Annotated in this window: 27 protein-coding genes; 13 read left to right on the top strand and 14 right to left on the bottom strand. The window is 63.1% G+C overall.

The window, feature by feature from the left end:
- The first annotated feature begins 17 nt into the window (after positions 1–17).
- Positions 18–743 (top strand): GNAT family N-acetyltransferase, encoded by a 726-nt coding sequence (locus tag FQ746_RS28415; RefSeq protein ID WP_144113122.1) that lies wholly within the window; start codon positions 18–20, stop codon positions 741–743.
- 1 nt (position 744) lies between these two features.
- On the opposite strand, the gene FQ746_RS28410 is transcribed toward FQ746_RS28415, so the two are convergent.
- Positions 745–1284, bottom strand: a complete 540-nt coding sequence (locus FQ746_RS28410) for a GNAT family N-acetyltransferase (RefSeq protein ID WP_144113121.1) — start codon at positions 1282–1284, stop codon at positions 745–747.
- Positions 1285–1323: 39 nt separating this feature from the next.
- Complete coding sequence (locus FQ746_RS28405; RefSeq protein ID WP_144113120.1) at positions 1324–2190, bottom strand: LysR family transcriptional regulator; 867 nt, start codon at positions 2188–2190, stop codon at positions 1324–1326.
- Positions 2191–2343: 153 nt separating this feature from the next.
- On the opposite strand from FQ746_RS28405, the gene FQ746_RS28400 reads away from it, so the two are divergent.
- From FQ746_RS28400 to FQ746_RS28385, 4 genes are all read left to right on the top strand, one after another.
- A complete protein-coding gene (locus tag FQ746_RS28400; protein WP_144113119.1) occupies positions 2344–3288 on the top strand; it encodes an AEC family transporter in 945 nt (314 codons plus the stop codon).
- Between the two features lie 99 nt (positions 3289–3387).
- Entirely contained in the window at positions 3388–4212 is an 825-nt protein-coding gene (locus FQ746_RS28395; protein ID WP_144113118.1) for an AraC family transcriptional regulator, read from the top strand.
- A 102-nt stretch (positions 4213–4314) separates the two neighbouring features.
- On the top strand, positions 4315–5280 hold the full coding sequence (locus FQ746_RS28390; RefSeq protein ID WP_144113117.1) for a zinc-binding alcohol dehydrogenase family protein: 966 nt from the start codon (positions 4315–4317) through the stop codon (positions 5278–5280).
- 138 nt (positions 5281–5418) lie between these two features.
- A complete protein-coding gene (locus FQ746_RS28385) occupies positions 5419–6000 on the top strand; it encodes a DUF4337 domain-containing protein (protein WP_144113116.1) in 582 nt (193 codons plus the stop codon).
- A 55-nt stretch (positions 6001–6055) separates the two neighbouring features.
- On the opposite strand, the gene FQ746_RS28380 is transcribed toward FQ746_RS28385, so the two are convergent.
- From FQ746_RS28380 to FQ746_RS28365, 4 genes are all read right to left on the bottom strand, one after another.
- Positions 6056–7330 carry an RNA polymerase sigma factor gene (locus FQ746_RS28380; protein WP_144113115.1) on the bottom strand — a complete coding sequence of 425 codons (1275 nt, stop codon included), beginning with the start codon at positions 7328–7330 and terminating at the stop codon, positions 6056–6058.
- 24 nt (positions 7331–7354) lie between these two features.
- A complete protein-coding gene (locus FQ746_RS28375) occupies positions 7355–7768 on the bottom strand; it encodes a YciI family protein (protein ID WP_144113114.1) in 414 nt (137 codons plus the stop codon).
- Positions 7769–7891: 123 nt separating this feature from the next.
- Entirely contained in the window at positions 7892–8245 is a 354-nt protein-coding gene (locus FQ746_RS28370; RefSeq protein ID WP_144113113.1) for a YciI family protein, read from the bottom strand.
- A gap of 193 nt (positions 8246–8438) precedes the next feature.
- On the bottom strand, positions 8439–9077 hold the full coding sequence (locus FQ746_RS28365; protein ID WP_144113112.1) for an NAD(P)H-dependent oxidoreductase: 639 nt from the start codon (positions 9075–9077) through the stop codon (positions 8439–8441).
- 148 nt (positions 9078–9225) lie between these two features.
- Between FQ746_RS28365 and FQ746_RS28360 the strand changes: the two genes are divergently transcribed.
- The 4 genes from FQ746_RS28360 (at position 9226) to FQ746_RS28345 (ending at position 12953) form a co-directional block, all read left to right on the top strand.
- The gene (locus FQ746_RS28360) at positions 9226–10131 is read left to right on the top strand and encodes a LysR substrate-binding domain-containing protein (protein WP_144113111.1); all 906 of its coding nucleotides are present in this window, start codon (positions 9226–9228) and stop codon (positions 10129–10131) included.
- A gap of 119 nt (positions 10132–10250) precedes the next feature.
- Positions 10251–10940 carry an HAD family hydrolase gene (locus FQ746_RS28355; protein ID WP_144113110.1) on the top strand — a complete coding sequence of 230 codons (690 nt, stop codon included), beginning with the start codon at positions 10251–10253 and terminating at the stop codon, positions 10938–10940.
- A 4-nt stretch (positions 10941–10944) separates the two neighbouring features.
- Complete coding sequence (locus FQ746_RS28350) at positions 10945–12087, top strand: DSD1 family PLP-dependent enzyme (RefSeq protein ID WP_144113109.1); 1143 nt, start codon at positions 10945–10947, stop codon at positions 12085–12087.
- 104 nt (positions 12088–12191) lie between these two features.
- Positions 12192–12953 (top strand): SDR family oxidoreductase, encoded by a 762-nt coding sequence (locus FQ746_RS28345; RefSeq protein WP_144113108.1) that lies wholly within the window; start codon positions 12192–12194, stop codon positions 12951–12953.
- A 92-nt stretch (positions 12954–13045) separates the two neighbouring features.
- On the opposite strand, the gene FQ746_RS28340 is transcribed toward FQ746_RS28345, so the two are convergent.
- Positions 13046–13882, bottom strand: a complete 837-nt coding sequence (locus FQ746_RS28340) for an alpha/beta fold hydrolase (protein ID WP_144113107.1) — start codon at positions 13880–13882, stop codon at positions 13046–13048.
- Positions 13883–13926: 44 nt separating this feature from the next.
- Complete coding sequence (locus FQ746_RS28335; protein WP_144113106.1) at positions 13927–14859, bottom strand: LysR family transcriptional regulator; 933 nt, start codon at positions 14857–14859, stop codon at positions 13927–13929.
- A 120-nt stretch (positions 14860–14979) separates the two neighbouring features.
- Between FQ746_RS28335 and FQ746_RS28330 the strand changes: the two genes are divergently transcribed.
- Together FQ746_RS28330 and FQ746_RS28325 are read left to right on the top strand one after the other, a co-directional pair.
- Entirely contained in the window at positions 14980–15741 is a 762-nt protein-coding gene (locus FQ746_RS28330; RefSeq protein ID WP_144113105.1) for an SDR family NAD(P)-dependent oxidoreductase, read from the top strand.
- A 93-nt stretch (positions 15742–15834) separates the two neighbouring features.
- A complete protein-coding gene (locus FQ746_RS28325) occupies positions 15835–16563 on the top strand; it encodes a pirin family protein (protein ID WP_144113104.1) in 729 nt (242 codons plus the stop codon).
- Here FQ746_RS28325 and FQ746_RS28320 read toward each other — a convergent pair.
- Genes FQ746_RS28320 through FQ746_RS28310 form a run of 3 tightly spaced genes read right to left on the bottom strand, consistent with a single transcriptional unit; the run spans position 16558 to position 19188 of the window.
- Positions 16558–17508: an aminotransferase class IV gene (locus tag FQ746_RS28320; protein ID WP_144113103.1), complete on the bottom strand. Its 951-nt coding sequence runs from the start codon at positions 17506–17508 to the stop codon at positions 16558–16560. The two genes, FQ746_RS28325 and FQ746_RS28320, sit on opposite strands and share 6 nt — an antisense overlap.
- A 7-nt stretch (positions 17509–17515) precedes the next feature.
- On the bottom strand, positions 17516–18061 hold the full coding sequence (locus FQ746_RS28315; RefSeq protein ID WP_144113102.1) for a peptide deformylase: 546 nt from the start codon (positions 18059–18061) through the stop codon (positions 17516–17518).
- Positions 18058–19188: a branched-chain amino acid ABC transporter substrate-binding protein gene (locus FQ746_RS28310; RefSeq protein ID WP_144113101.1), complete on the bottom strand. Its 1131-nt coding sequence runs from the start codon at positions 19186–19188 to the stop codon at positions 18058–18060. Before FQ746_RS28310 ends, FQ746_RS28315 begins: the two co-directional genes overlap by 4 nt.
- Positions 19189–19318: 130 nt before the next feature.
- Between FQ746_RS28310 and FQ746_RS28305 the strand changes: the two genes are divergently transcribed.
- Positions 19319–19804, top strand: coding sequence for an Lrp/AsnC family transcriptional regulator (locus FQ746_RS28305; RefSeq protein WP_144113100.1), 486 nt, complete (start codon positions 19319–19321; stop codon positions 19802–19804).
- Positions 19805–19834: 30 nt separating this feature from the next.
- On the opposite strand, the gene FQ746_RS28300 is transcribed toward FQ746_RS28305, so the two are convergent.
- Together FQ746_RS28300 and FQ746_RS28295 are read right to left on the bottom strand one after the other, a co-directional pair.
- Complete coding sequence (locus tag FQ746_RS28300) at positions 19835–20539, bottom strand: DUF1028 domain-containing protein (RefSeq protein ID WP_144113099.1); 705 nt, start codon at positions 20537–20539, stop codon at positions 19835–19837.
- Positions 20540–20585: 46 nt separating this feature from the next.
- Positions 20586–21893 (bottom strand): MFS transporter, encoded by a 1308-nt coding sequence (locus FQ746_RS28295; protein WP_144113098.1) that lies wholly within the window; start codon positions 21891–21893, stop codon positions 20586–20588.
- Between the two features lie 100 nt (positions 21894–21993).
- On the opposite strand from FQ746_RS28295, the gene FQ746_RS28290 reads away from it, so the two are divergent.
- Positions 21994–22881 (top strand): LysR family transcriptional regulator, encoded by an 888-nt coding sequence (locus tag FQ746_RS28290; RefSeq protein WP_144113097.1) that lies wholly within the window; start codon positions 21994–21996, stop codon positions 22879–22881.
- A gap of 16 nt (positions 22882–22897) precedes the next feature.
- Here the strand turns inward: FQ746_RS28290 and FQ746_RS28285 are convergent, their stop codons facing one another.
- Positions 22898–24049, bottom strand: coding sequence for a porin (locus tag FQ746_RS28285; protein WP_144113096.1), 1152 nt, complete (start codon positions 24047–24049; stop codon positions 22898–22900).
- Positions 24050–24351: the final 302 nt, after the last annotated feature.

Here is a 24351-nt window from a genome sequence, read left to right as displayed (position 1 = left end):
AACCCTGGAGAGCACACATGGAATCCCGACTCAACGCGTTCGAACAGCCGGTCGGCGCTCCGGTACCCGGCTGGAACGGCGCTCAGGCGCCCGGCCCGGCGCCGCTCGCCGGCCGCTATTGCCGGATCGAGCGCGTGGACGTGGAGCGTCACGCCGAAGACCTGTACGAGGCCTACCGCCTCGCCGCCGACGGCCGCGACTGGACTTACCTGGCGGTGGGTCCGTTCGACAGTCTCGCGGCCTACCAGGAGCATCTGACGCGCGCCGCCGCTTCCGCCGATCCGCTGCATCACACGGTGATCGACACGGCGACCGGCAAAGCCGTCGGCACGCTGGCGCTGATGCGCATCGACCGGCCGAACGGCGTGATCGAAGTCGGCCACGTGACCTACTCGCCGCGCCTGAAACGCACGCGCATCGCCACCGAAGCCATGTTCCTGCTGATGCGTGAAGTGTTCGAGACGCTCGGTTATCGCCGCTTCGAATGGAAATGCGACTCGCTGAACGAACCGTCGCGCAGCGCCGCGCTGCGCTATGGCTTCAGCTTCGAGGGGATTTTCCGGCAGGCGCTGGTGTATCGGGGACGCAACCGCGACACTGCCTGGTTTTCGATCATCGACGGCGAATGGCCGGCGCTGCGCGAGAGCTACACGCGCTGGCTCGACGCCGGCAATTTCGATGCACAGGGTCAGCAGGTCGAACGGCTGGCGGACCTGATCGCGAAGACGCGCACCGCGGCTTGACCTAAGCGCGCTCCGCCGGCCGCCGCAGGACGATGGTCGGTAGGCCTTTGTACGTGGTGCGCAATTGCTCGCGATAGCCGCACTTATGCGCGACCCGCAGCGACGGCTCGTTGTCCGGCGCGACGATGCACGCGGTTTCGCCGTCCGGCCAGTGCGCGTCGGCCCATGACAGCGCGGCGCGCACCGCTTCGGTGGCAAAGCCGTGACCGTGCACGGCCGGGTCCAGCGCCCAGCCCACTTCGGGCGTGGCCAGCAGCGACGGCTCGATGTCGCGGTGATAGTCGGCGAAACCGACTTCACCGAGGAAGCGGCCGCTGGCTTTCTCCCGCACGACCCAATAACCGTAGCCCAGCATTGCCCAGTGACCCGCGTAGCGCAGCAAGCGCGCCCACACCTCTTCACGCGTGAACGGCTTGCCGCCGATATAGCGGATCACGCCGGAATCGGACCACATGGCGTAGCTGTCGAGAAAGTCGTCGACATTGTGCGGACGCAGGATCAAACGCTCGGTCGCGAGTTGCATGAGGTGCGTGGAGGGCATGAGGTGGGCGATAGAGTTGGCGCGAATCATCGCAGGCTTTCACGCCATTTCGATAAACCGCGCGAGGCACGGGTTGCGATTGGCCGGCGACCACGCCAGCACCTGTTCGATCAGCGGCGCATCCACCAGCGGCCGGAACACGACACCCGCGAGTTGCGCGCGACGCATCGAGGCGGGCACCAGCGCCACGCCGACGCCTTCGTCGACGAGACTCAGCACGGTCTGCTGCAATTGCACTTCGAAGCGGATATCGGGCAGAAAACCGCCCGAGCGGCAGTGTTCGAGGATAGTCGCGCGCAAGGTAGGCGCGACCTCTTCGGAGGACAACACGAACGGCTCGCCGGCCAGTTGCGCGATCGACAGGCGCCGCGCTCGCGCTCGCGGATGGTTGCGCGACAATGCGACACACAACGGCTCAGTCACGATAGTGCGCGTCACCAGCCCTTTATCCTGTGTGCTGGGGAACAGAATGGCCGCGTCGATCTGGCCGGCCAGCACCTGGGCCGCGAGATCGTTCGACACCACTTCGCGCAGATGCAGCGTCACGTCCGGATAGGCCGCGCCGAATGCCCGCGCATAACCGGGCACCACGCTGTAGGCCGCGCACATCGTAAAGCCGATGGCGAGCTTGCCGGCCTCGCCGTGCGCCGCCGCCTGCGCATTGCTGACCGCCTGCTCCACCGACGCGAGAATCGCCCTGGCGTCGGCATAGAAGCGCTCGCCCGCCGCCGTCAACGTGACGCTGCGCGGACTGCGGTCGATCAGCTTCACGCCGAGACTGCCTTCGAGCGCCGCGAGTTGCCGGCTCAACGGCGGCTGCGACAGATTCAGCCGCGCCGCCGCGCGCCCGAAATGCCGGGTCTCGGCGAGCGTCACGAAATAGCGCAGCGGCTTGATGTCGATCACGAAGGTCTCATGCAAAGAGGAGCGGCGCTGCGTTTTACAACGATGCAGAAAAGGTATCGTCGAGCGCATTAAACAGTATTGGATTGTATCAACGCAAATCACTACGCTGGCGGATCGTTTCCATTCCGCCTACTTTTTCCGCACTGCTCCCCGATGTTAGCTACCCTCGAAATCCTGCTGCCCGTGTTCGGTCTGATCCTGGCGGGCTTCGCCTGTCGACGCGGCGGCGTGCTCGGACCGAACTCGGCGTCCGAGCTGAACCGCTTCGTGGTCTGGCTGGCGCTGCCGGCGCTCCTGTTCGATACGATGGCGCGCGCCACGTGGCAGCAGCTATATCAACCGGCATTCGTGGCGACGTTCTCCATCGCATGCGTGGCCGTGTTCGGGTTGATCCTCGCCGTGCGGCTCATGAACGGCCAGCATCTGGCCGACGCCAGTGTCGATGCGATCGCGGCGTCGTATCCGAACACCGGCTATATCGGCTTTCCACTCGGCGTGATTGCGTTCGGTCCGGCCAGCCTGACGCCGACCACCATCGCCACGATCCTCGTCGCCTGCGTGCTGTTCGCAATGGCCATCGTGCTGATCGAAATCGGCTTGCAAACCGAACGCACGCCGCACAAGCTCGGGTTGAAGGTACTCAGCTCGCTGGCGCGCAATCCGCTGATCGTGTCGCCGATTGCCGGCGTGCTGTTCGCGAGCCTGCACGTGCCGCTGCCGCAAAGCGCGGAAACTTTTCTGAAGCTGTTGAGCGGCGCGGCCAGTCCGTGCGCGCTGGTCAGCCTCGGCCTGTTTCTCGCGGAAAAGCGGCCGTCCGCCGCCGGCGCGAGCGGGGTGTCGCTGCTGCTGACCGGCGTCAAGCTGATCGGCCAACCGGCGCTGACGTGGTGGCTCGCGGAGCGCGTGTTCCATCTCTCGCCGACGCTCGTCGAAATGGCGGTCGTGCTGGCCGCGCTGCCGACCGGCACCGGCCCGTTCATGCTCGCGGAGTTTTATCGACGCGAAGCGCACATCACCTCGCGGGTCATTCTGCTGTCGACGGTGGGCTCGGTGGTGACGCTGTCGTTGCTGCTGCTGTTGATGGGACATCGCACCTGACATCGGCTGCACGAGCCGGTTCGCCGCCGCGCGCTATGCTTCGGCCACGGGCCGCGCCGGTCCGCGTTCCCTCACGCGACGTACCGACGACCCGCCGCCATGCCCGAAGCCCGACCACCCGAACTCCACGACGACGCCGATGCCCGTTCGCTGGCGCGTCACTATCCGCGCGGCTTGCGCATCGACGCGCATTCGCACACGTGGGCGCAGGTGCTGTACGCGGTATCCGGCGTGATGTGGGTCGAAACTGGCCGCGAGGCGCTGATCGTGCCGCCGCAGCGCGCAGTCTGGTTGCCGGGCGGCACGCTCCACTCCATCCACATGATGAGCGACGTCGAGATGCGCAACCTGTATCTGCACGAGCGCAACGTCGGGCATCTGAGCCGGCGCAGCGAAGTGTTCGAGATCAACGGGCTGCTGCGGGAGTTGATTACATCGATTGCTGAACACGAGCGCACTCAGGCGCGCGACGACATCCATCGCGATGCCGCGTACCGTCTCGCGATGCTCGAACTGGGCTACGCACCGCGCTCGTCGTTGCGGATCGCGCTGCCCGACGCCGCCGACCGGCGCCTCGACGCGCTATGCCGCGCCGTGATCGACAATCCGTCGAACACGGTCAGCTTCGAACAGCACGCAGCGTCGGTGGGCGCGAGCGTGCGCACGCTGGCGCGGCTGTTCACGCGGGAATTGGGCGTGGGCTTCGCGCAATGGCGGCGGCAAGTGCAACTGGCGGTCGCCCTGTCCGGTCTCGCGGAAGGCCGTCCGGTGAGCAGCATCGCGCGTTCGCTCGGGTTTCAGCCGAGCAGCTTCAGCGACATGTTCCGGCGCGAACTGGGCGCCGCACCTACAGAGTTCGATCCGCAACGCACGTTGAACGACACGGGCTCCGCCGACGAGCCTTTGCCACGCGTTGTCCGATAATCGAAAGTCCTTGTCTTCACGTTCTTCTGCCGGACACTTAGACTGCGCTCATTGCTGCACCCCGCAGCGCGCGATGGCAACACAGCACGAGGACCCTCAGCGATGAAAGCAATTCAGTTCAAATCCCATGGCAGCCCGGAAGTGCTCGAGTACCTCGATCTGCCGACGCCGCAAGCCGACGCGGACAATGCCGTGGTCCAGATCAAGGCCGCTTCGGTCAACCCGAGCGACGTCAAGAACGTGTCCGGCCATTTCGATCACACGGTGCTGCCGCGTACGCCCGGCCGCGACTTCAGCGGTGTGGTGGTGGACGGTCCGCAGGAATGGCTCGGCGCCGAGGTGTGGGGCACCGGCGGCGACATCGGCTTCACGCGCGACGGCACGCACGCCGAATACATCAAAATTCCGCTTGGCGCGCTGTCGCGCAAACCCGGCACGTTGAGCCACGCGGAAGCGTCGGCCATCGGCGTGAACTTCGTGGTCGCGTGGCTCGGCACGGTCGAGTACGCACATCTGCAAGCAGGCGAGACACTCGTCGTGATCGGCGCGGGCGGCGGCGTTGGGGGGGCGGTCACGCAAATCGCGAAGGCACGCGGTGCGCGCGTGATCGCCGTCGATCGTCATCCGCTCGATCCGGCGTCGCCGGCGGGCCGCCTGCTCGACCACTACGCGCCGTTCGACGACGACGTCGCCGCGCAGGTGCGTGCGCTCACCGGCGGCGCAGGCGCGGATGTCGTCTACGACACGGTCGGCGGCGTGGCCTTCGAAACCGCGCTGAGTCTCGTCAAGCGACGCGGCCGCGTGCTGGAGATCAGCGGCACGGGCAAGCGCCGCGTCGAGTTCGACCTGATCGACTTCTATCACAACGAAACGCAACTGCTCGGCGTGGACAGCGCGAAGCTCGGCGTCGCGGCATCGGCGCCGCTGATGACGGCGCTGGTGGAAGGCTTCGAAAGCGGCAAACTGCAACGGCCGGCAATCGCACAAAGCTTTCCGCTCGACCAGGCACGCGCCGCGTACGAGGCGGTGGCGGCCGGCACACGCGGCCGCGTCGTTATCACGATGTAAGCGTTGCAACGAGACGCAGGCCGCTTTTCCGTCGACGGGCGTCACACGCTAAGATTGCGCTGGCCGGCCTGCATGCGCGATCCTGGCGAACCAGCGCAGCCCGGCGACCAGAAGAAACACCGTGCCTCGGAGAAGCAGATGCCTGAAGAATTTGAAGTGCATGGTCCGCACGACCATGCTGTCGAACACGCCGGTCAGCATCACGACGAAGACCCGTTCGCGAGCCGCATGGCCGTGATCACGGCCATTCTCGCGACGATCGGCGCGTTGTGCGCGTACCAGAGCGGCAATAGCGAAAATCTCGCGCTGTACTACAAGAACGAAGCGGCCATCAAGAAGACCGAAGCGTCGAATCAATGGAACTACTACCAGGCCAAGGGCGAGAAGCAGAACCTCGCCGAACTGGGTGCGGCCTTGTCGGTCGGCAATGCGGAGGCTCACGCGAAGTTCGCCGCCGACGTCGATAAATACAAGCAGCAGAAAGAACCCATTCGCGCGAAGGCCGAAGAGATCGAGAAGGAAGTCGTCACGAGCGACGCGCAAAGCGAAGTGCTGCTGCACGGTCACCATCGCTGGGCACAGGCCACCACGCTGATTCAGGTGGCGATTGCGCTGTCGGCCATTACCTTGCTCACGCGTAAGAACTGGCTGCGCAACCTGACTTTCCTCGTTGCGGCTGCGGGTGTGGTGTCGGGCGCGGTCGCGCTGTTCGCGGCTTGAGCGCCGCTTGATCGCGGCTTGATCGCGGCTTGAGCGGCGCGTCGCGCACGGCGTATCAGCGCCCGATGCTGCGCGCGCGTTCCAGCAACAACTTCCGCTCGCGCAGGTTGCGCGTCAAAGCGGCGGCCCGCTCGAATTCCGCGCGGGCCTCGTCGCCGCGACCGAGCTTTTCCAGCAGATCGCCACGCACACCCGGGAGCCACGGGTAATGCGCGAGCGTTGCATCGGCCGCAAGTTCGTCGACGATCGCAAGGCCGGCGGCGGCGCCCTGCAACATGCCGACCGCGACCGCGCGATTCAGCGCCACCACCGGCGAGGGCGCGACTTGCATGAGCGTGTCGTACAACGCCACGATGCGCGCCCAATCGGTGTCCTCGGCGCGACGGGCACGCGCGTGACAGGCGGCGAGTCCGGCCTGCAATGCATAGGGCCCGCTCGCGCCGCCCAACGCCTGCACGGTATCGAGCGCGGCAAGTCCGCGGCGAATCAGCAGCGCATCCCAGCGGCTGCGGTCCTGATCGGGCAGCAGCACCGGACGACCGGCGGCATCCGTGCGCGCGTGCAGCCGCGAAGCCTGGATCTCCATCAACGCGACGAGGCCGTGCACTTCGCTCTCGTCCGGCACGAGGCCGCTCAAGACCCGGCCGAGTCGCAACGCTTCTTCGCAGAGCGCCGGGCGCATCCAGTCGTCGCCGGCGGTCGCCGAATAGCCTTCGTTGAAAATCAGATAGATGACTTGCAGCACCGAGGCGAGCCGCGCCGCGCGCGCGTCCGCCTGCGGCACGTCGAACGGCACCTTGGCCGCGCTCAACGTGCGCTTGGCCCGAACGATGCGTTGCGCGACCGTGGCCTCGGGCACCAGAAAAGCCCGTGCGATTTCGTCCGTGGTGAGACCGCCGAGCAGACGCAAAGTGAGCGCGACGCGCGCATCGGTGGAGAGAACCGGGTGACAGGCCGTGAATACCAACCGAAGCAGATCGTCGCCGATATCGTCGGCCCGGGCGGCGTCGAGGGTATCGACGAAATCCGGCACGATGTGCGCCTCCAGCGCGTCGAGGTCGTGACCCAGCGCCTCGTGTTTGCGCGCGTGCAACGCATCCTGGCGAAGGCGGTCGAGCGCGCGGTTTTTAGCGGCGGTCATTAGCCACGCGCCCGGATTGTCGGGGACGCCCGCGTCGGGCCAACGCTCGAGTGCAGCCACCAGCGCATCCTGTGCGATCTCCTCGGCGAGCCCGACGTCGCGCACGATACGCGCGACGTGAGCGATGACCTTGGCGGCTTCGATCCGCCAGACGGCTTCGATCGCACGATGGATGGCCGGGTTCGTCACGGGCTCAGCGCGCGGCGCCCGGGCTCACTGCCGTCCCGCTTCCAGATCGCGGAAGCGATCCAGTTCGGGGCCCGGCGCGAAGTCGTCGAGCTCGAACAACTGGCGGATTTCGATCTCGCCGTCCGCGTGTTCGCCGAACGGCGACGGAAAGCGCCGTGCCCATTCCATCGCCTCTTCGCGCGAGCGAACCTGGATCAGCGTATAGCCGGCGATCAATTCTTTGGTCTCGGCGAAAGGCCCGTCGACGACCGTCCGCTCGCCGCCGCTGTAACGGATTCGCCAACCTTTCGAGCTGGGTTGCAAACCGGTGGCGTCGAGCAGCACGCCGGCCTTGGCGAGTTCTTCGTGGTAGGCGCCCATTGCGGCCATTAGCGGCGCTTCGGGCATTTCTCCGGCTTCGCTGGCAGCGGTGGCCTTGACTATGATCATGAATCGCATCGTCCTCTCCTCTGTGTGGTGAACAAGGCGCCGCACCGGCGCCTTACTCTTACGACGAGCCACGCGCTGCCGGATCGACATGCCTCTTCAGATATTTTTGAGCCGATGCTGGGCCGGTAGTGATCAACAGAAACAAGGTCCGAGCTGGCGGACTTCGACCGTGCACCACGACGCCGCGGGGCAAGCCTCGGCGATGGCCATTGCTTCTTCACGGGTGTCGCAGTCGAGCAGGAAGAAGCCGCCGATCATTTCCTTCGCTTCCGCGAACGGCCCGTCGAGCCAGCTCGGTTCACCGCCGCGAACCTGCACGCGCGCGGCGTCGTGGCTCGCGGTCAGCGATTCGGCGCCGAGCAGTTTGCCGCGGGCTTTCAGGTCGGCGGCATAGCGGAGCATCTGATCGTAGACTTCGCGCCCCGCGGCTTCGCCACGTTCGGCGCGCTGCCCGGGAGGTTCGATGATGAGCAGCATGTAGGACATGGCGTCTCCATGGGATCGCAGTGCGTGCCCGATGAGTTGTCAGGCGGATGAAAGCAATCGGTGGACGCAGTCTAGCAAGCGCGGTGGGGGACGGCAAACAGGCATGTCGTCAAGCCGCTGGTCATCCGCATCGGATAGATGCCGCTGTTGGCGACGTGCTAACCGACGCGGATGTTCGAATCGAGCGCGACGCTTACGCGATTTCAGTCACGAAGCTCTCGCGACTGCGGCGCACCTTCTTCAGGTTCACGAGCCAATCGCCCTCGGTCGCGCGATAACCCAGCGGCAGCATCACGACGCTGCGCAGGTTCTTCGCTTTTAACCCAAGAATTTCGTCGACCGCTGCCGGGTCGAATCCTTCCATCGGCGTAGCGTCGACCTCTTCGAACGCCGCTGCAATTACCGCTGCGCCGAGACCGATATAAGCCTGCCGCGCGGCAGCCTGGTAATTCGCTTCCGTACCGCGCTCCGCCACGATGCCCAGCAGCATCTGGCGATAAGCCTCCCAACCTTCGTTCTTGAAACCGCGCACGTCGTTGGTCAGGTCGAACATCATATGCACGCGCTCGGGAGTGATATCGTCCCACGCCGCGAATACCAGCAGATGCGAGCAGTCGGTCACCTGAGCCTGATCCCACGCCACCGCGCGGATTTTTGCGCGGATTTCCGCATTGCTCACGACCAGCAATTCAAACGGCTGAAGCCCGCTCGAAGTCGGCGCCAGTCGCACGGCTTCGATAATGCGTTCGAGCTTGTCGGCGGGCACCGCTTTCGTCGCATCGTACTTCTTGGTTGCATAACGCCACGCTAGTCTTTCGTTGACTGTCGTCATCGGGGTACCTTCGGAAAGAGTTAAAAAAAACCCGCTCATTATGGACGACCCGCGTTATACGTGCTTGCGGTGCGCGAGACGCAAAGGGACTTGCTGAATCCGGCCGAACACTTTAATTTCGCTAACACCTGCACTTAACGAAACTGAAATGACCGATTCCGCGGATATCCGTTTCCTCCTCACCATCCAGCAGAACGGCACTCTGATTGGCGCCGCCCGCAAGCTCGGTCTCACGCCTTCCGCGGTGTCCCAGCGGCTGCAGCAACTCGAAAAGAAACTCGGCAGCAGGTTGATCGACCGGACCGCACGCAAGCTGATGTTCACCGAAGAAGGCAAACTTTTGTGTCTGCGCGGCGCGGAACTGATCCAGCAACTCGACGCCTTGCTGGAAGATCTGCGCATTCAGCACGGCGGCCTGGTCGGCACGCTCAAGGTCAACGCGCCGTTCGGCTTCGGCCGCCGCTATCTCGCTCCGGTCATCGCCGACTTCCAGCAGGAAAATCCCGACGTTGACGTGGCGCTCACGCTCTCCGACCGGCCGCTGACCGAAGCGGACGACCGTTTCGATATCGTGGTGCACATCGGCGAGTTGCGCATGTCCAATCTCGTCGGTCACACCATTGCGCCCAACGGGCGATTCGTTTGCGCGTCGCCCGCGTTCGTCAAACGCTTCGGCCAACCGGAGACGCCTGACGATCTCGCCCGCCTGCCGTGCATCGTGCTTCGGGAGAACAACGAGGACGTGACGTCGTGGCATTTCAGCAAAGGCAAAACCAGTCGCAGCGTGCGAGTGACGTCGAAGCTCAGTTGCAACGACGGCGATGTAATCCGCCGATGGGCATGCGAAGGCCGCGGCATCATTCTGCGTTCCGAATGGGACGTCGCGGACGATCTGCGGCAAGGCACCCTCGTCAGATTGCTGCCCACGTGGAAAGCGCCGGATGCGAACGTCGTTGCACTCACGCACAACCGCTCCGGCTTGCCGCGAAGAACGCGGGATTTCATGCAGTACATGCAGCAACGCTTCCGCCCGCTGCCGCCATGGCGCGCGTAACGACCCGCACGGTCAATTAATCTATCTGAATGATTGAGTTAGCCAGGCTTAACTCATAAGAGGATGTCGAAACCTATAATCGATCGCAACTCTGGATTCCGATTATCAAGGTTGATCCCGTGAACGACTTCGACTCTTCAACGCATGCCCGCTATCCGAAAGCGGTCCTCTTCGACCTCCTGACCGCGCTGCTCGATTCGTGGACGCTGTGGAACCGCGCGGCCGGCTCCGAACAGGCGGGCCGCGCGTGGCGGGCCGAATATCTGCGGCTGACCTACGGTTGCGGCCAGTACGTTGCCTATGAAACGCTGGTGGAGCAGGCGGCGCAACGAGTCGGCCTTGCCCTGTCCGCGCCGCAAGCACTCGAGGAACATTGGCTCGACCTGGCGCCGTGGAGCGGCGCGCTGACTGCGCTGCAACGACTGCGGCCTCACTGCAAGCTCGCCGTCGTCACGAACTGCTCCCGCCGACTCGGCCGGCAAGCGGCTGCGCTGCTGCCCGTGCAATGGGACGCGATCGTCACGGCAGAAGAAGCCGGTTGTTATAAGCCCGATCCGCGCCCTTACCGGCTTGCGCTCGATGCACTGAACGTCGCGTCCCGCGACGCCGCCTTCGTCGCGGGCTCCAGTTACGACATGTTCGGGACCGCGGCCGTCGGGTTGCGGACCTACTGGCATAACCGCATCGGCTTGCCGCTCGTGCCCGGCGCACTAAAACCGGATATCGAGTCGCCGACACTCGATTCGCTCGATGCGTGGGCCAGCCGCCGCACGTCATCGCTCCAGAACAAAGACCACGACACGCCCTGACATCATGACCCTCGATCTACTGGATACTCCCGCGGCCATCATCGACGTCCGCCGGATGACAACGAACATTGCCGCCATGCAGGCGCGGATGAACGCGTTGGGTGTGAAATTCCGCCCGCACGTGAAGACGTCGAAATGCCTCGACGTGGTCAAGGCGCAAATTGCAGCGGGCGCGCAAGGTATCGCGGTTTCCACGCTGAAAGAAGCGGAGACGTTCTTCGCAGCCGGTATCACCGACATTCTTTACGCCGTCAGCATCGCGCCCTCCAAACTCGCGCGCGTCGCGGCGCTCAGACAGCAGGGCTGCGATCTGAAGATCATCGTCGATAACACGAGCGCCGCTTCGGGCATCGTGGCGTTCTGCCAGAGCACGCATGAAACGCTCGAAGTGTGGATCGAAGTGGATACCGACGGGCATCGCTCCGGCATTACGCCGGAAGAAGACGCGTTGCTGGATATCGGTCGCATTCTGCACGCGGGCGGCGTCGAAGTGGGCGGCGTGCTCACGCATGCGGGTTCGAGCTATGAACTGAACACGCGGGAAGCATTGGCAGCGCTCGCCGAGCAGGAACGCGCGGGCTGCATGCACGCCGCCGAACGCCTGCGCGCAGCCGGCATTCCATGCAACACGGTCAGCGTCGGCTCGACGCCGACCGCGCTGGCTGCCCGCCAACTCGACGGCGTGACCGAGGTTCGTGCCGGCGTCTACGCGTTCTTCGATCTCGTCATGCATAACGTCGGCGTGTGCCCGATCGACGATATTGCGCTGAGCGTGTTGACCACGGTCATCGGTCATCAAACGGATAAAGGTTGGGTCATCGTGGACGCGGGCTGGATGGCAATGAGCCGCGACCGCGGCACGTCGAAACAGTCTCACGATTTCGGCTACGGTTTGCCTTGCACGCTGGACGGCACGCCGCTGGAAGGTTTCGTGCTGATCGGCGCGAATCAGGAACATGGAATTCTGGCGCCGATCGACGCCAATTCCGCTTCACACAACGCCGATCTCAAAGCCCGTTTTCCAGTGGGAACGCGCCTGCGCATTCTGCCCAATCACGCTTGTGCAACCGGTGCGCAATTTCCCGAGTATCACGCGCTGCACCCGGACGGCGATCTGGCAGTCTGGCCTCGCTTTCACGGTTGGTGATTCGGTCGAAAGAGTTTTTCTAACGCGTACCCGCATTTAATCTGCTTTGCCTTCGACAGTCGCCATCGTTATTCTTGCGGCACCGTCACACGAAGGTTCGCTCCATGAATACCGTAACGCAGGCACCGCTCATTCTGATTACGGGCGGCAGTCGTGGCGTCGGCGCAGCGACTGCGCGCCTCGCCGCCGCGCAAGGCTACGACGTCGCAATCAGTTTTGTCTCCAACGAACCGGCCGCGCTCGCGGTGGCGGCCGATGTCGAAGCACTGGGCCGGCGTGCTCTCGCCATGCGCGCGGATAGCGCGGACCCGGAACAGGTCGCCCGGCTATTCGCCGCAATCGATCGCGAGTTCGGCCGCATCGACGTACTCGTCAACAATGCCGCCATGCTCGCGCGGCAGTCTCGCCTGGAAGACCTCGGTTTCGAGCGCATGCAGCGGATTTTCGCGGTCAACTCGATCGGCCCGATTCTCTGCGCGCAGCAAGCGGTCAAGCGCATGGCGTTCCGTCACAACGGGCGAGGCGGCTCGGTGATCAACATCTCGTCGGCGTCGGCGCGCCTCGGCAGTCCCAACGAGTATGTCGATTACGCTGCGTCTAAAGGCGCGGTCGAAACCTTTACGACCGGTTTCGCCAAAGAAGTGGCGCGCGAAGGCATACGCGTGAATTGCATTCGCCCGGGACATATCTACACCGAGATGCATGCGAGCGGCGGGGAGCCGGGACGGGTGGATCGCGTCAAGGACTCGATCCCGATGGGACGCGGCGGTCAACCCGAAGAGGTGGCGCGCGCGATTCTGTGGCTGGCGAGCGCCGAGGCCTCGTTCATCACCGGCACGTTTCTCGACGTGACGGGCGGGAAGTAAGTTGAAGTAAGCGCACCGACGTGCCCCCGACACGAAGCCCGCATTTGCGGGCTTCGTGTCTATTCGTCGTGTCTTTTGTTGCGTCTGCGTGGTTACGCCTTCACGAACGCCAGCAAATCCGCATTCAGTACGTCTGCATTCAACGTCAGCATGCCGTGCGGCAAACCGGGATACGTCTTCAGCGTACCGTTCTTGAGCAGCTTGATCGATTTCAACGCGGCGTCGGCATAAGGGACGATCTGGTCGTCTTCGCCGTGCAACACCAGCGTCGGTACCGAAATCGCGCGCAGGTCGTCGGACTGATCCGTTTCCGAAAACGCCTTGATGCCGTGGTAATGCGCGAGCGCGCTGCCCATCATGCCCTGCCGCCACCAGTTCCGGATGACGCCGTCATGCACGGTCGCGCCCGCACGATTGAAGCCGTAGAAAGGACCGGCCGGCACGTCGACGAAGAACTGTGCGCGATTGTCGGCGAGCGCTTTGCGAAAGCCGTCGAATACTTCGAGCGGCAAACCTTCGGGATTGGCTTCGGTCTTGAGCATGAGCGGCGGAACCGCGCTCACCAGCACCGCTTTGGCGACGCGGCCGGCGGGCTCGCCATGCTTCGCCACATAACGGGCGACTTCGCCGCCGCCGGTCGAGTGGCCGATATGCACGGCATTGCGCAGATCCAGAGCTTCGACAACCGCGAAAGCGTCCGCCGCGTAATGGTCCATATCGTGACCCTCGGGCACCTGGGACGAACGCCCGTGGCCGCGCCGGTCATGCGCGACGACGCGATATCCGTTCGCGACGAAGAACAGCATTTGCGTGTCCCAATCATCGGACGACAACGGCCAGCCGTGATGGAACACGATGGGCTGCGCGTCTTTCGGACCCCAGTCCTTGTAGAAAATCTCGACGTTGTCTTTCGTTGTGACGTACGGCATATCTTTTTCCTCTTCGACGTTATTGAGTGGAAACCGGTCCAGCATCATCCGGCGACAGGGGTGAGACCGGAGAAGGATACCGGTTCAGAAAGACATTCGGCGCAGTACTCCGCCAACGCCGCGACTTTGGCCGGTCTCGCACGTGCCGAGGGCGTGACGAAGTACAAGCCGCCACGCGTCAGATGCCAGTCGGGAAGGATCGCTTCGAGGCGTCCGTCGGCAAGATACTCGGCGGCAATGAAGTCCGGCAATTCGGCTATCGCAAGTCCCTCGAGCAGAGACGGCAGCAACGCATCCGCATTGGTCACACGTAGCTGACCGACAGGCGTAATCGCCTCTTCCTCTCCTGTGTCGTTAGTAAAGCGCCAGACAGCGCTGCGTGCGCGATAGGCATACGACAGGCATGGCCGTCCAACCAGGTCGCGCGGATGTGCCGGCCGTCCATATCGGGCGAGATAGTCGGGCGACGCGACGACACGTTGCGATACCGCACACAGGCGCTTCGCGATAAGCGACGAGTCGGGTAACGCCGCGATTCGCAGCGCCGCGTCGAAACCCTCCGCGACGATATCTACCGTGGCGTCCGAGAGATGCAGATCGACGGATATGTCCGGATAGCGCCGAAAAAACTCTGGCAGCAGCGGCGCAACCCACCGCAAACCAAACGACATCGGCACGGCGAAGCGGATCAGTCCGCGCGGCTGAACCGACATCTCGCGCGCCGCGTTCTCGGCCTCTTCCGCTTGCCGATAGATATCGCCGGCCTTTTCGCAGATCGTGCCGCCGAATTCGGTGAGTGCCAGTTGACGCGAAGTGCGGTTGAACAGCCGCGCCCCGAGCCGCGCTTCCAGCCGGGCGACGCCGCGCGACACCGTTGCGACCGACACCCCCATGGCGCGCGCCGCCGCGGCGAACGAGCCTTCTTCGGCCACCTTGGCGAACATCGCCAATCCTTCGAAATCCGGGATTCTCGTCATTTCATTTTTGCAATGATGGTTTGCAATCAATTCTATTTCGGATATGTCGCCGTGTCGATATTCTCCTCACATCGCTTCGCCACTCGACGAAGTACCCAACGGAAACGAAGGAGAAACACCATGACACGCAGACTCGAAGGCAAGATTGCACTGGTCACCGGCGGCACGAGCGGCATTGGCCTCGCCACCGCGAAGCGCTTTGCGGCAGAAGGCGCACACGTGTATATAACCGGCCGCCGTCAGGCCGAACTGGATGCAGCGGTCGTCGCGATCAACGAAGTCGGGAGCGCGACCGGCGTTCGCGTCGATTCCTCGAAGCTCGAACAACTCGACGCGCTCTATGAGCGGATTCGCGGCGAGAAGGGCCGCCTCGACGTGCTGTTCGCCAATGCCGGCGGCGGTTCGATGCTGCCGCTCGCCGACATCACCGAAGCGCATTTCGACGACACGTTCGACCGCAACGTAAAGGGCACGTTGTTCACCGTGCAGAAAGCGCTGCCGCTGCTCGCTGCCGGCGCCTCGGTGATTCTCGCCGGGTCGACGACCACGATCGAAGGCACTGCCGCGTTCAGCGTCTACTCCGCGTCGAAAGCCGCGATTCGCGCCTTCGCTCGTAGCTGGATTCTCGACCTGAAGGACCGCAAAATTCGCGTCAACACAATCAGCCCCGGCGCGACCAGAACGCCTGGTCTCGTGGAACTGGCCGGTCCGGACAAGGCAGCCCAGCAGGGTCTCGTCGACTATCTCGCTTCGCGCATTCCGATGGGACGTGTCGGCGAGCCCGAAGAAATCGCCGGCGCGGCGCTCTTCCTCGCCTCTGACGACGCCAGCTTCGTGAACGGCATCGAACTGTTCGTGGACGGCGGCCAGGCGCAAATCTGAACGCGTCAACGGGCGCGAGTGCACCAAATCCACCAGCGCTTCGCGGGAGCGGCACGATCGTCGCTCCCGCATAGCCCACCCGGAGACCGAGCCATGCTCGAACATCGGCCGTATGAGTCGCTCGGCGGGATCGGGCGCGACTGGCTAAAGGCCAGACTGCATTTCCGCTTCGGCGAACTCGGGCGTCCCGAGCACGATCCGCTAGGCGCGCTCTACATCTGGAACGATGACGAATTCGCGCCGCTCTCGGGTTTCGGCATGCATCCGCATCGCAATGTCGAAATCGTCACGTATGTGTGCGACGGGGCCATTACACACGTGGACAACGTTGGCAACGCGGCCCGCATCGAGGCAGGCAACGTACAGGTGATGAGCGCGGGCTCAGGCGTGCTTCACTCGGAACGCAACGAAGAAGCGCAACCGACGCGGCTTTTTCAGATCTGGCTTGCGCCGCGCTCCACGGACGGCAAACCGCGCTGGGCGACGCGCCGCATCGACGCTGGTGAAGAAAGCGGGCGTTTTGCCGTGCTCGCCAGCGGCGAGCACGCTGACGTCCGGGCTGGCGCGTTGTTCATCGATGCCGACGCCCGTGTGCTCGGCATGAAACTGCGCGCCGGAGACACCTTCGTGCATGCGATGCCGCCGCGCTCGCAGGCCTATCTCGTGACCACCATCGGTCGTCTCGACGTTGCTGGCGTCTTTATGGCACCGCGCGATGGCCTGGCCGTGAGCGAAAGAACGTCGCTCACCATCACGGCTGTCGACGACACGGCCATCGTCATGGTGCAACTGCTAGCACCGGCCCATCTGGATGCTTCATAACGCGCTGTCGTATTCCACCGTCACCGCCCACGCCGGATCCTCGTGCTTCGCCCAATACGCGTCGAACAACGCACGCGTGAGCGGACCCGGCTTGCCATCGCCCACCAGCGCGCCGTTGAGTTTCGTCACCGGCATGATGCCGCCGGCCGTCGACGTAATGAAGATTTCATCGGCGCCGCGCAACGCAGTCTCGCTCATGTTGCAAGCATGAGCGGGCAGGTTCATCGCTTCGGCCAGATCGAATACCGTGCGCCGTGTAATGCCATGCAGCACACCGCGCTCCGGCGTATAAAGCTCGCCCTCGTTCACGATGAAGATATTGAAGCCCGGACCTTCGGCAATATCTCCAGCGGTATCCTTGATGACCACCGTTTCCGCGCCCGCATCGTAGCCTTCGAACAACGCCGTCACCAGATCGAGCCAGTGGTAGTTCTTGATTTGCGGATCGACGGATTCCGGCGGAATACGCCGCACCGTATCGATCACATGCAGATGCAGCCCTTCTTTCAACTGCCGCGCGTTCGCCACCGACCCATACGGCACCGCGAATGCGACGAACTGGTTGATCGCCTCGCGCGGGTCGCGACTAAAAGTTGGCGAGATGCCGCGCGTGCAGAGCATTTCCACATACGCATTGCGCAGGCCGGAGCGCTTCACGCATTCCACGAGGACGTCGCGTATTTCGTCGTCGGTGAGACTGACGGTGAGCCGCAGTTTCGCGAGTGAACGGCGAAAGCGCGCGAGATGAAGATCGAGTCTGAAGAACCTGCCGTTCCAGACATGGACAGTGTCGTACGTCACGTCCGAATGCAGCAGGCCCCAGTCGAGCACGGAGATCCGTGCTTCGGACATGGGCATGAATTGGCCGGCCATGTACGCCACGCCGGTAGGATAGGTCAGGCCGTCGATGCGGCCGATGTCGGCGCCAGTTGTCATCGTACTCATCGTAGTGTTAACCCGGTTGCGGAACGTAGTCGACCTGTTGCATGAAGGCGTCGCGATCCGCCTCGAACGCACGGCGATGCACGAACGGATTAGCGCCCGTCGCGCGGTCGAAAGACAGCAGGCCGTTCAGATGATCGATCTCATGCTGGATCAGTTCCGACTCGGCAGGACTCAGCCTTTCCTTGCGGTAACGCTCGCCGTCGAGCGCCATGTATTGAATCGAGACCGACGCATAGCGCTCCACTCTCACGAGCATATCGGGGAAGCACATGCAGTCGTCCCACAGCGTCATGCGCGTCTCGCTTTTCCAGACGATCTCCGGGTTGAGAATCACCGTCGGCCAATCCGGCAACGCGAGGCCGATCATCCGTTTGCCGATGCCGATTTGCGGCGCGGCAATCGCACGGCCAAAACCATGTTTGGCGCGGAATGCGCGAATCGCTTCGCCGAGCGACCCGGCATCGCGCAACACGTCGGGCGCGGTGACATCGACCACCGCAACGGCGATCTCGCGCAACGAAGGCGAGCCGACCGGAAGAATGTCAGTCGTCATTGAGTTACCTCGGCGAGTGCGATCTTGTTGCCTCCTTTGAAAGTCGAAATGGTGGCCGACGGTGCGCGAAGATCGCCGTGATCGTCGAATGCAATCTGACCGGTCACACCCTGGAAGGCCACTTGATGCAAGCCTTCGACGATTTTTGCCGGGTCGGTGGATTGCGTCTGCACCATCGCGTGATAGATCGCCATCATCGCGTCGTAGGCATACGGCGCGTAGAGCTGAATCGGCTCGTGATACGCCGCCTGAAAACGATTCGCGAACGCCGGACCGCCAGGCATTTTAGCGACCAGGCGGCCGCCGTCCGCGCAGACCAGATTGCCGTTCAGCGCATCGCCGGCCAGCTTCTGGATTTCCTCGGTGCACAATCCGTCGCCACCCATCAGCGGAATATCCAGTTGATACTTGACCATCTGCTTGAGCATCGGACCGCCCTGCGTATCCATGCCGCCGAAGAAGATCGCGTCGGGCTTCGTGCCTTTGATCAACGTGAGCGATGCGCCGAAATCGAATGCCTTGTCCGTCGTATATTCGCGCGCGGCGACCGGAACGTTGGACTTGCCGATGCCGTCGACGAACACATCGGCAATGCCTTGCCCGTAAGCGGTGCGATCGTCGATCACGGCAACGCGCTTCACGTGCAGTTGATTGGCCGCGTATTGCGCGACCGCGGTACCGAGAAACGTGTCGTTCGCCAGCATCCGGAACGTGGTGCGGTAACCGAGATGCGTGAATTGCGGATTGGTCGCCGAGGGCGTGACTTCGGCAATATGCGCCGCCGAATAGAGCCGCGCCACCGCGATGGACGTGCCCGAATTCTGATGGCCGACCACCGCGCTCACGTGATTGTCGATGAACCGCTGCGCGACCGTGGTGGCGGTTTTGGGGTCGGCCGCATCGTCTTCGGCGTCGAGCACCAGCTTGATCGGCACGCCGCCAATCACGGGATGCGTTGCGTTGATTTCGGCCATCGCGAGTTGGATACCGCGCTGGCTGTCCTTGCCGAAATGCGCCTGCGCGCCGGTCAGCGCGCCCGAGTAACCGATGGTGATGGTGGTCTCTGCAAACGCGGCGGCGCTGCAAGAGGACAGTAGACAGGCGACGACTAATAGCGGTTTTTGCATGATATTTTCCGGTGTGCCTCAGGCTGTTGATCGATGCTACGATTCTAGGGAGGCACCGCGAAATCCAATAAAGCTGCACCCGTGGCCGACTTTCGCCGATTTCTTTTTTCCGGATCAAAACGAAATTATGATGGCCACGACTGCCGGCGCGCTCGACGACTTCGATCTGCGCATCCTTTCCATCCTTCAGAACGACAACCAGATCAGCAATCAGGCACTCGCCGCTGAGATTGGCTTGAGTCCGCCCGCGTGCATGCGTCGCGTCAGACGGCTGCGCGACGAGAAGTACATCGTCAAGGATATTTCGGTGGTCGATCCGAACAAGGTCGGCTTGCCGCTCACCATGCTGGTGATGGTGCAGGTCGAGCGCGAGCGCGTCGACCTGCTGGACGAGTTCAAACGATTCCTGAGCGCCCTGCCGGAGGTCATGCAGTGCTATGTGGTCACCGGCAAGGCGGATTTCGTCCTGATGATCTCGGTGCGCGACATCGACCACTACGACGAGTTCGCGACCCGCGTGTTCAGGCAGAACCAGAACATCCGGCACTTCGAAACGATGGTGGTGATGTCGAAGGTGAAGGTGGGCTTTTCGTTGCCCATCGAGGTGGCCGGCTAGTCGGGCGGCGGTTGCACACCCCGTTTCGCCTCAGGCCGCGATTCCGTTCTGCTGCTCGAACACTTCCTGACCCGGCGCGTCCGGCGGATTGATGCCGCGGCTACGGTAATAACCCGTGTATTGACTGCACACCGAATGCACGCGGCGCAGTTCGTCCACCGCATGCGGATGCAGATCGACACGCAGATTGACCGCATCCAGATGGTCCGACGCCGTCACGATCAACGCGCCCGAGCGTTCCGGCAGCGCGCGCGTGCCGTTGCCCTGGCCACCCGCGTCACGGCCGGCCTCGAGTGCGCGTAGCAGGCGCTCTTCGAACGGCCGCGTCGCGCTTTGCTCGAAGGCGTCGGCCATCGCCTCGACAATGGCCGCGCGGCTCAACACGTTGCCCATCGCCACGTACCCGTCGCCGATACGGTGCCCCGCCCAACCGCGCGTGTGCTCGCCCGAATGACAGCTTGCACTGCCGTCCGCTGAAATCACCCCGATCTGCCGATACGATGCGAAGTCGTCGTCGCGAACCAGCGCGTCGCTCACGTATTTCGCCGAGTGGCCGAGTCTGAGCAGATTCAGCGCGAGCGCGTTATTGGTCGTGCGCACGAACGCCTGGCTCATCGTCGCGCCTGCATAGCGGTCGAGGCCGTCGCACCACTGTCCGACCGCGACCGAATACGTCGCGATGCCCAATCCGTAGCGGCCGGTGTCCGGACACTTGGCAAGAATGCTGTAAGTCATGAGTTTTCCTGTTTCCCGATTCGATAACGCTGTTGCTGAGGCTCGATCATTCGCTCTGCGCCGTGCGACCGGTGTCCGGCAGCCAGAACAGGACGATGCTCGTGAAAGTGAGACACACCACGACGTACCACGCGGCCGGCATGATGTTCGCGCTAATGCCGACGAAGTACGTCGAAACAAATTGCGCGATCACGCCGGAAAGCGCGACCCCGAGGCTGTAGACGATCGCCATGCCGGTCGCCCGCGCGGAGGCCGGAAAAAGCTCGGTCATCCAGCCGATGGCGGTCGCGCCGCCGAACGCCGCGAGCGCGGCCAGCACGCCTTCGACGATCAGCAGGCGAGTCACCGTCGGGTCGGCCTTGAGCCACACGAACAGCGGCACGACCGCGGCGATCACGAGTACGCGGGAGATGAGAATCACCGGCTTTCTGCCGATGAGGTCGGAGACGAAGCCGCCGATGGGACTGACCACGAACCCGACCAGCCCCGTCACGACACCTGCCATCATGCTGTCGGCCTGAGACAGGCCAAGCGACTTCATTGCGATGATGGGCAGCGAAAACAGAATGATGAAATTCGCCGAGGTGCCGCCGAACGTGAGCAGCGTGCCGAGCGTCAGCTCTTTCGCGTGAGCCATGAGAATCGTGAACAGCGAGCGGCGCGCCGTCGCATCGGGCTTCAGATGCAAGGTCTCGTTGATGCGCATGCGAATGTAGATACCGACCGGCGCGATGATCGTGCCCATCAGAAACACCGTGCGCCACCCCCACGAAGCGAGCGCCTGCGGGTCGAGGTAGCGCGACAGCAAGGAACTGACGATCGCACCGAATGCGATGCCGAGGCTTTGGCTCGCGAACTGGAAGCTGCCGAAATAGCCGCGCTGCCGCGGGCCGGCGTATTCGACCAGCAGCGCCGTGGAGGCACCGACTTCGCCACCCGCCGAAATACCCTGCAGGATGCGCGAGAGCAGGATCAGGATGGGCGCCCAGATGCCGATGGTCGCGTAGGTGGGCGCCAACCCGATGATCGCCGAACTGAGCGCCATCATGCCGACCGTCAGCGTGAGCGCGGCCTTGCGGCCGATCTTGTCGGCGTACACGCCGATCAGCACGCCGCCGAGCGGCCGGAAAAAATAGCCGATGGCAAACGTACCCGTCGACATCACCAGTTGAAACAGCGGACTCAAAGTCGGGAAATACAGTTTGCCGAGCAGCACGGCAAAGAAGTTGTACGCGGTGAAATCAAAAAATTCGAGTGCGTTGCCAATGGTCGTGGCAACGATCACCCCGGCTCCGGAGATGGTTCGCGAAGACACTTCGTCGTCCTTTCCGGCAGCGTTGGTGGCTATGTTCATAGTCGATGTCCTGTAGCGTATTCGACAAGTTTGTCGTTACAAAAAGCTCGGTACAATCAGGAAATTGCTAACCGTCTTGTGGATTTTCCTAAGGAACGCCATGCGCTTCGACGTCTCTGACCTACGTATCTTCAAAGCGGTCGTCGAATCGGCGAGCATGACCAAAGCAGCCTCGCGGGTTCATCTGACCGTCGCATCGGTCAGCGAGCGCATCAGGCAAATGGAAGATCAGGTCGGCGTTCCGTTGCTGTCGCGTTCGCGTTCGGGCGTGGTCGCCACGGAAGCAGGTCGCGTCCTGCTGCATCACGCGATCAAGGTGCTCCGCCAGGTCGATTTCATGAACGAGGACCTGGTCAGTTTCACGAGCCGGTTGCGTACCAACGTGCGGCTTTACACCACCACGTACGCGGTCTCCGAAATCCTGCCGAATGCCGCGCCCGCCTTTTTCGCCGACAACCCGAATTCCGATCTCATCATCGAAGAGCAGCACAGCGAAGACATCGTGTTCGCCGTGGCGGGCGGCAGCGCGGAAATCGGCATCATCGGCGAGTTCGTCGAGACCGGCTCGCTCGAGGTCGTGCCGTTGCTGGAAGACACGCTCGTCGCGTTCACGGGCAACCAGTTCGCCGCGGAAGTCCCGTCGCGCTGCGCGTTCTCCGACCTGCTGTCGTTCGATTTCCTGGGCCTGGGTCCGGGTAGCCGTCTTCAGGAGCAACTCGAATCGCACGCGCGCGAAGCCGGCACATCGATGCGGTACCGTGCACGGGCCCGCAATCTCGATGCGATCTGCCGGCTGGTGTTCAACAACGTCGGCATCGCCATCGTTCCGCGCCGCGTCGCCGCGCGCTTTCACGGCAGCGAATGCCGGATCGTCGAACTGAGCGACGACTGGACCGCGTACAACACGAGCGCCGTCGTTCAGAACCGCGCCAATCTGCCCAACACCGCCGCATCGCTGCTCGAATGCCTGATCGCAGCATCGCCTTGATGCACGCGCGGTGCGCCTAGAACTTCACGCGCAGCCCCGCGATAGCCGCGATTTGCGAGGCCGTCGACGAAGGCGAAAGCAGCGTGATGTTCGCAACCGCCGGACGCCCGGTGGAATCCGTTCCGCTAGCGTGTTGATAAACGCCTGTCACGTAGACGTCGGTGCGCTTCGAGAGAAAATAGTCGAGCCCCGCCGCCGCCTGTTGATAGCGCACGTGATGAATGCCATAGCCATCGGTGAAGTCGTACGCCGCGCCAGCGAGTAACGCCGCCGTGATCTGATACTTGTAGTTTGCTTCGACGTTATGGAAACGCGCGTCGCCTCGCGCCGCGACCGTCGTGCCCACGCTATCCGCGCCGATGTTCTGGAACGCGGTATTGCTGTAGGTCAGGCCGAACGTCGACGCGCCCAGCGTATAAGCTGCGCCCGCCGCGACAATCTGCTGGCGGCTCGCGGATGCATAGCCGCTCAGGACCCGCGACGTGATGTTGCTCGCCGTCGTGCTCGACGCCGCGTTGTTACCGAAGAACGAGAAGTTCGGATCGGACACGTTCGCATACGCCGCGCCCACCGAGAGCGGTCCCGACGACCAGCGCGTGCCGACTGACCAGATCTGATTGCGGTGAATATCGCCTGCCACGCCGCCGAGGCTGTACATACCGCCGAGCGTCAATCCCGCGAGCGTGCTGCTCGTGTACTTGATGGAATTGTTGGTGCGATTCGTGTTGTTCATATTGTCGAGATCGCCAGGGTGCGCCGCGAACGATGTCGCCCATTGCGTGCCCGCTTCGAAGAGCCCCGTGAAGTCGACGATCGAATCGTACTGCCGCCCCAGCGTGAGCGAACCGGCTTGCGACTGCGACAGACCGACGTACGCCTGTCTGCCGAACTCATCGTTACCCTGACCGAATTTTCCGTTGGCGAGACTGAAGCCGTTTTCGAGCACGAACACGGCGGACAGACCATTGCCGAGGTTCTCGGTCCCGCGTAATCCCCAGCGGCTTCCCATGATGTTGCCGCTATTCATCTGCAGTTGCGAATGACCGCCCGCGTTATTCGAATAGACCAGACCGTCGTCGGCCACGCCGTAGAGTGTGACGCTGTTTTGCGCCTGTGCGCTCGTGCACAGCATCACCATCAAGGCACCACACAGAGAGTATTTTTTCATCATTGTCTCGACGATTCGGGGCGACGCCATCGTGCGCCGTCGGGGGGTTGATTACCGGAAGCTGCGAGATGCTGCCGGAAGCTTCATGAGCGAAAGCTCACGACGGCCCGAAGTTTTCCCCTTCAATTTCCGCAACTCAATCTGGAATTGCATGCGCCCAGCTTCGGAAAATCCTGACGCCGGGAGGTTCAGGATTTTCCGAAGCTGGCCCCGACGCATTCCTGATGGCCAAAACTTTTTGACAATGAAAGATTGAAAAAGGAGCTAGACGCTTTCGATCCATTTCCACACCGATACTTTCC

This window comes from Paraburkholderia sp. BCC1886 (assembly GCF_900996245.1).
Classification (GTDB): Bacteria; Pseudomonadota; Gammaproteobacteria; order Burkholderiales; family Burkholderiaceae; genus Paraburkholderia.
Note: the sequence above shows the minus strand (reverse complement) of the source record. Positions and strands in the feature narration are given on the sequence as shown.

Coding starts and splice junctions, on each gene's coding strand:
- FQ746_RS28320 (WP_144113103.1), bottom strand. CDS start 17,508: ATGAGTACGATGACAACTGGCGCCGACATCGGCCGCATCGACGGCCTG.
- FQ746_RS28375 (WP_144113114.1), bottom strand. CDS start 7,768: ATGCGATTCATGATCATAGTCAAGGCCACCGCTGCCAGCGAAGCCGGA.
- FQ746_RS28390 (WP_144113117.1), top strand. CDS start 4,315: ATGAAAGCAATTCAGTTCAAATCCCATGGCAGCCCGGAAGTGCTCGAG.
- FQ746_RS28300 (WP_144113099.1), bottom strand. CDS start 20,539: ATGACTTACAGCATTCTTGCCAAGTGTCCGGACACCGGCCGCTACGGA.
- FQ746_RS28410 (WP_144113121.1), bottom strand. CDS start 1,284: ATGCCCTCCACGCACCTCATGCAACTCGCGACCGAGCGTTTGATCCTG.
- FQ746_RS28395 (WP_144113118.1), top strand. CDS start 3,388: ATGCCCGAAGCCCGACCACCCGAACTCCACGACGACGCCGATGCCCGT.
- FQ746_RS28370 (WP_144113113.1), bottom strand. CDS start 8,245: ATGTCCTACATGCTGCTCATCATCGAACCTCCCGGGCAGCGCGCCGAA.
- FQ746_RS28325 (WP_144113104.1), top strand. CDS start 15,835: ATGCTCGAACATCGGCCGTATGAGTCGCTCGGCGGGATCGGGCGCGAC.
- FQ746_RS28365 (WP_144113112.1), bottom strand. CDS start 9,077: ATGACGACAGTCAACGAAAGACTAGCGTGGCGTTATGCAACCAAGAAG.
- FQ746_RS28360 (WP_144113111.1), top strand. CDS start 9,226: ATGACCGATTCCGCGGATATCCGTTTCCTCCTCACCATCCAGCAGAAC.
- FQ746_RS28335 (WP_144113106.1), bottom strand. CDS start 14,859: ATGACGAGAATCCCGGATTTCGAAGGATTGGCGATGTTCGCCAAGGTG.
- FQ746_RS28295 (WP_144113098.1), bottom strand. CDS start 21,893: ATGAACATAGCCACCAACGCTGCCGGAAAGGACGACGAAGTGTCTTCG.
- FQ746_RS28340 (WP_144113107.1), bottom strand. CDS start 13,882: ATGCCGTACGTCACAACGAAAGACAACGTCGAGATTTTCTACAAGGAC.
- FQ746_RS28345 (WP_144113108.1), top strand. CDS start 12,192: ATGAATACCGTAACGCAGGCACCGCTCATTCTGATTACGGGCGGCAGT.
- FQ746_RS28385 (WP_144113116.1), top strand. CDS start 5,419: ATGCCTGAAGAATTTGAAGTGCATGGTCCGCACGACCATGCTGTCGAA.
- FQ746_RS28350 (WP_144113109.1), top strand. CDS start 10,945: ATGACCCTCGATCTACTGGATACTCCCGCGGCCATCATCGACGTCCGC.
- FQ746_RS28330 (WP_144113105.1), top strand. CDS start 14,980: ATGACACGCAGACTCGAAGGCAAGATTGCACTGGTCACCGGCGGCACG.
- FQ746_RS28285 (WP_144113096.1), bottom strand. CDS start 24,049: ATGAAAAAATACTCTCTGTGTGGTGCCTTGATGGTGATGCTGTGCACG.
- FQ746_RS28310 (WP_144113101.1), bottom strand. CDS start 19,188: ATGCAAAAACCGCTATTAGTCGTCGCCTGTCTACTGTCCTCTTGCAGC.
- FQ746_RS28400 (WP_144113119.1), top strand. CDS start 2,344: ATGTTAGCTACCCTCGAAATCCTGCTGCCCGTGTTCGGTCTGATCCTG.
- FQ746_RS28315 (WP_144113102.1), bottom strand. CDS start 18,061: ATGACGACTGACATTCTTCCGGTCGGCTCGCCTTCGTTGCGCGAGATC.
- FQ746_RS28305 (WP_144113100.1), top strand. CDS start 19,319: ATGGCCACGACTGCCGGCGCGCTCGACGACTTCGATCTGCGCATCCTT.
- FQ746_RS28290 (WP_144113097.1), top strand. CDS start 21,994: ATGCGCTTCGACGTCTCTGACCTACGTATCTTCAAAGCGGTCGTCGAA.
- FQ746_RS28415 (WP_144113122.1), top strand. CDS start 18: ATGGAATCCCGACTCAACGCGTTCGAACAGCCGGTCGGCGCTCCGGTA.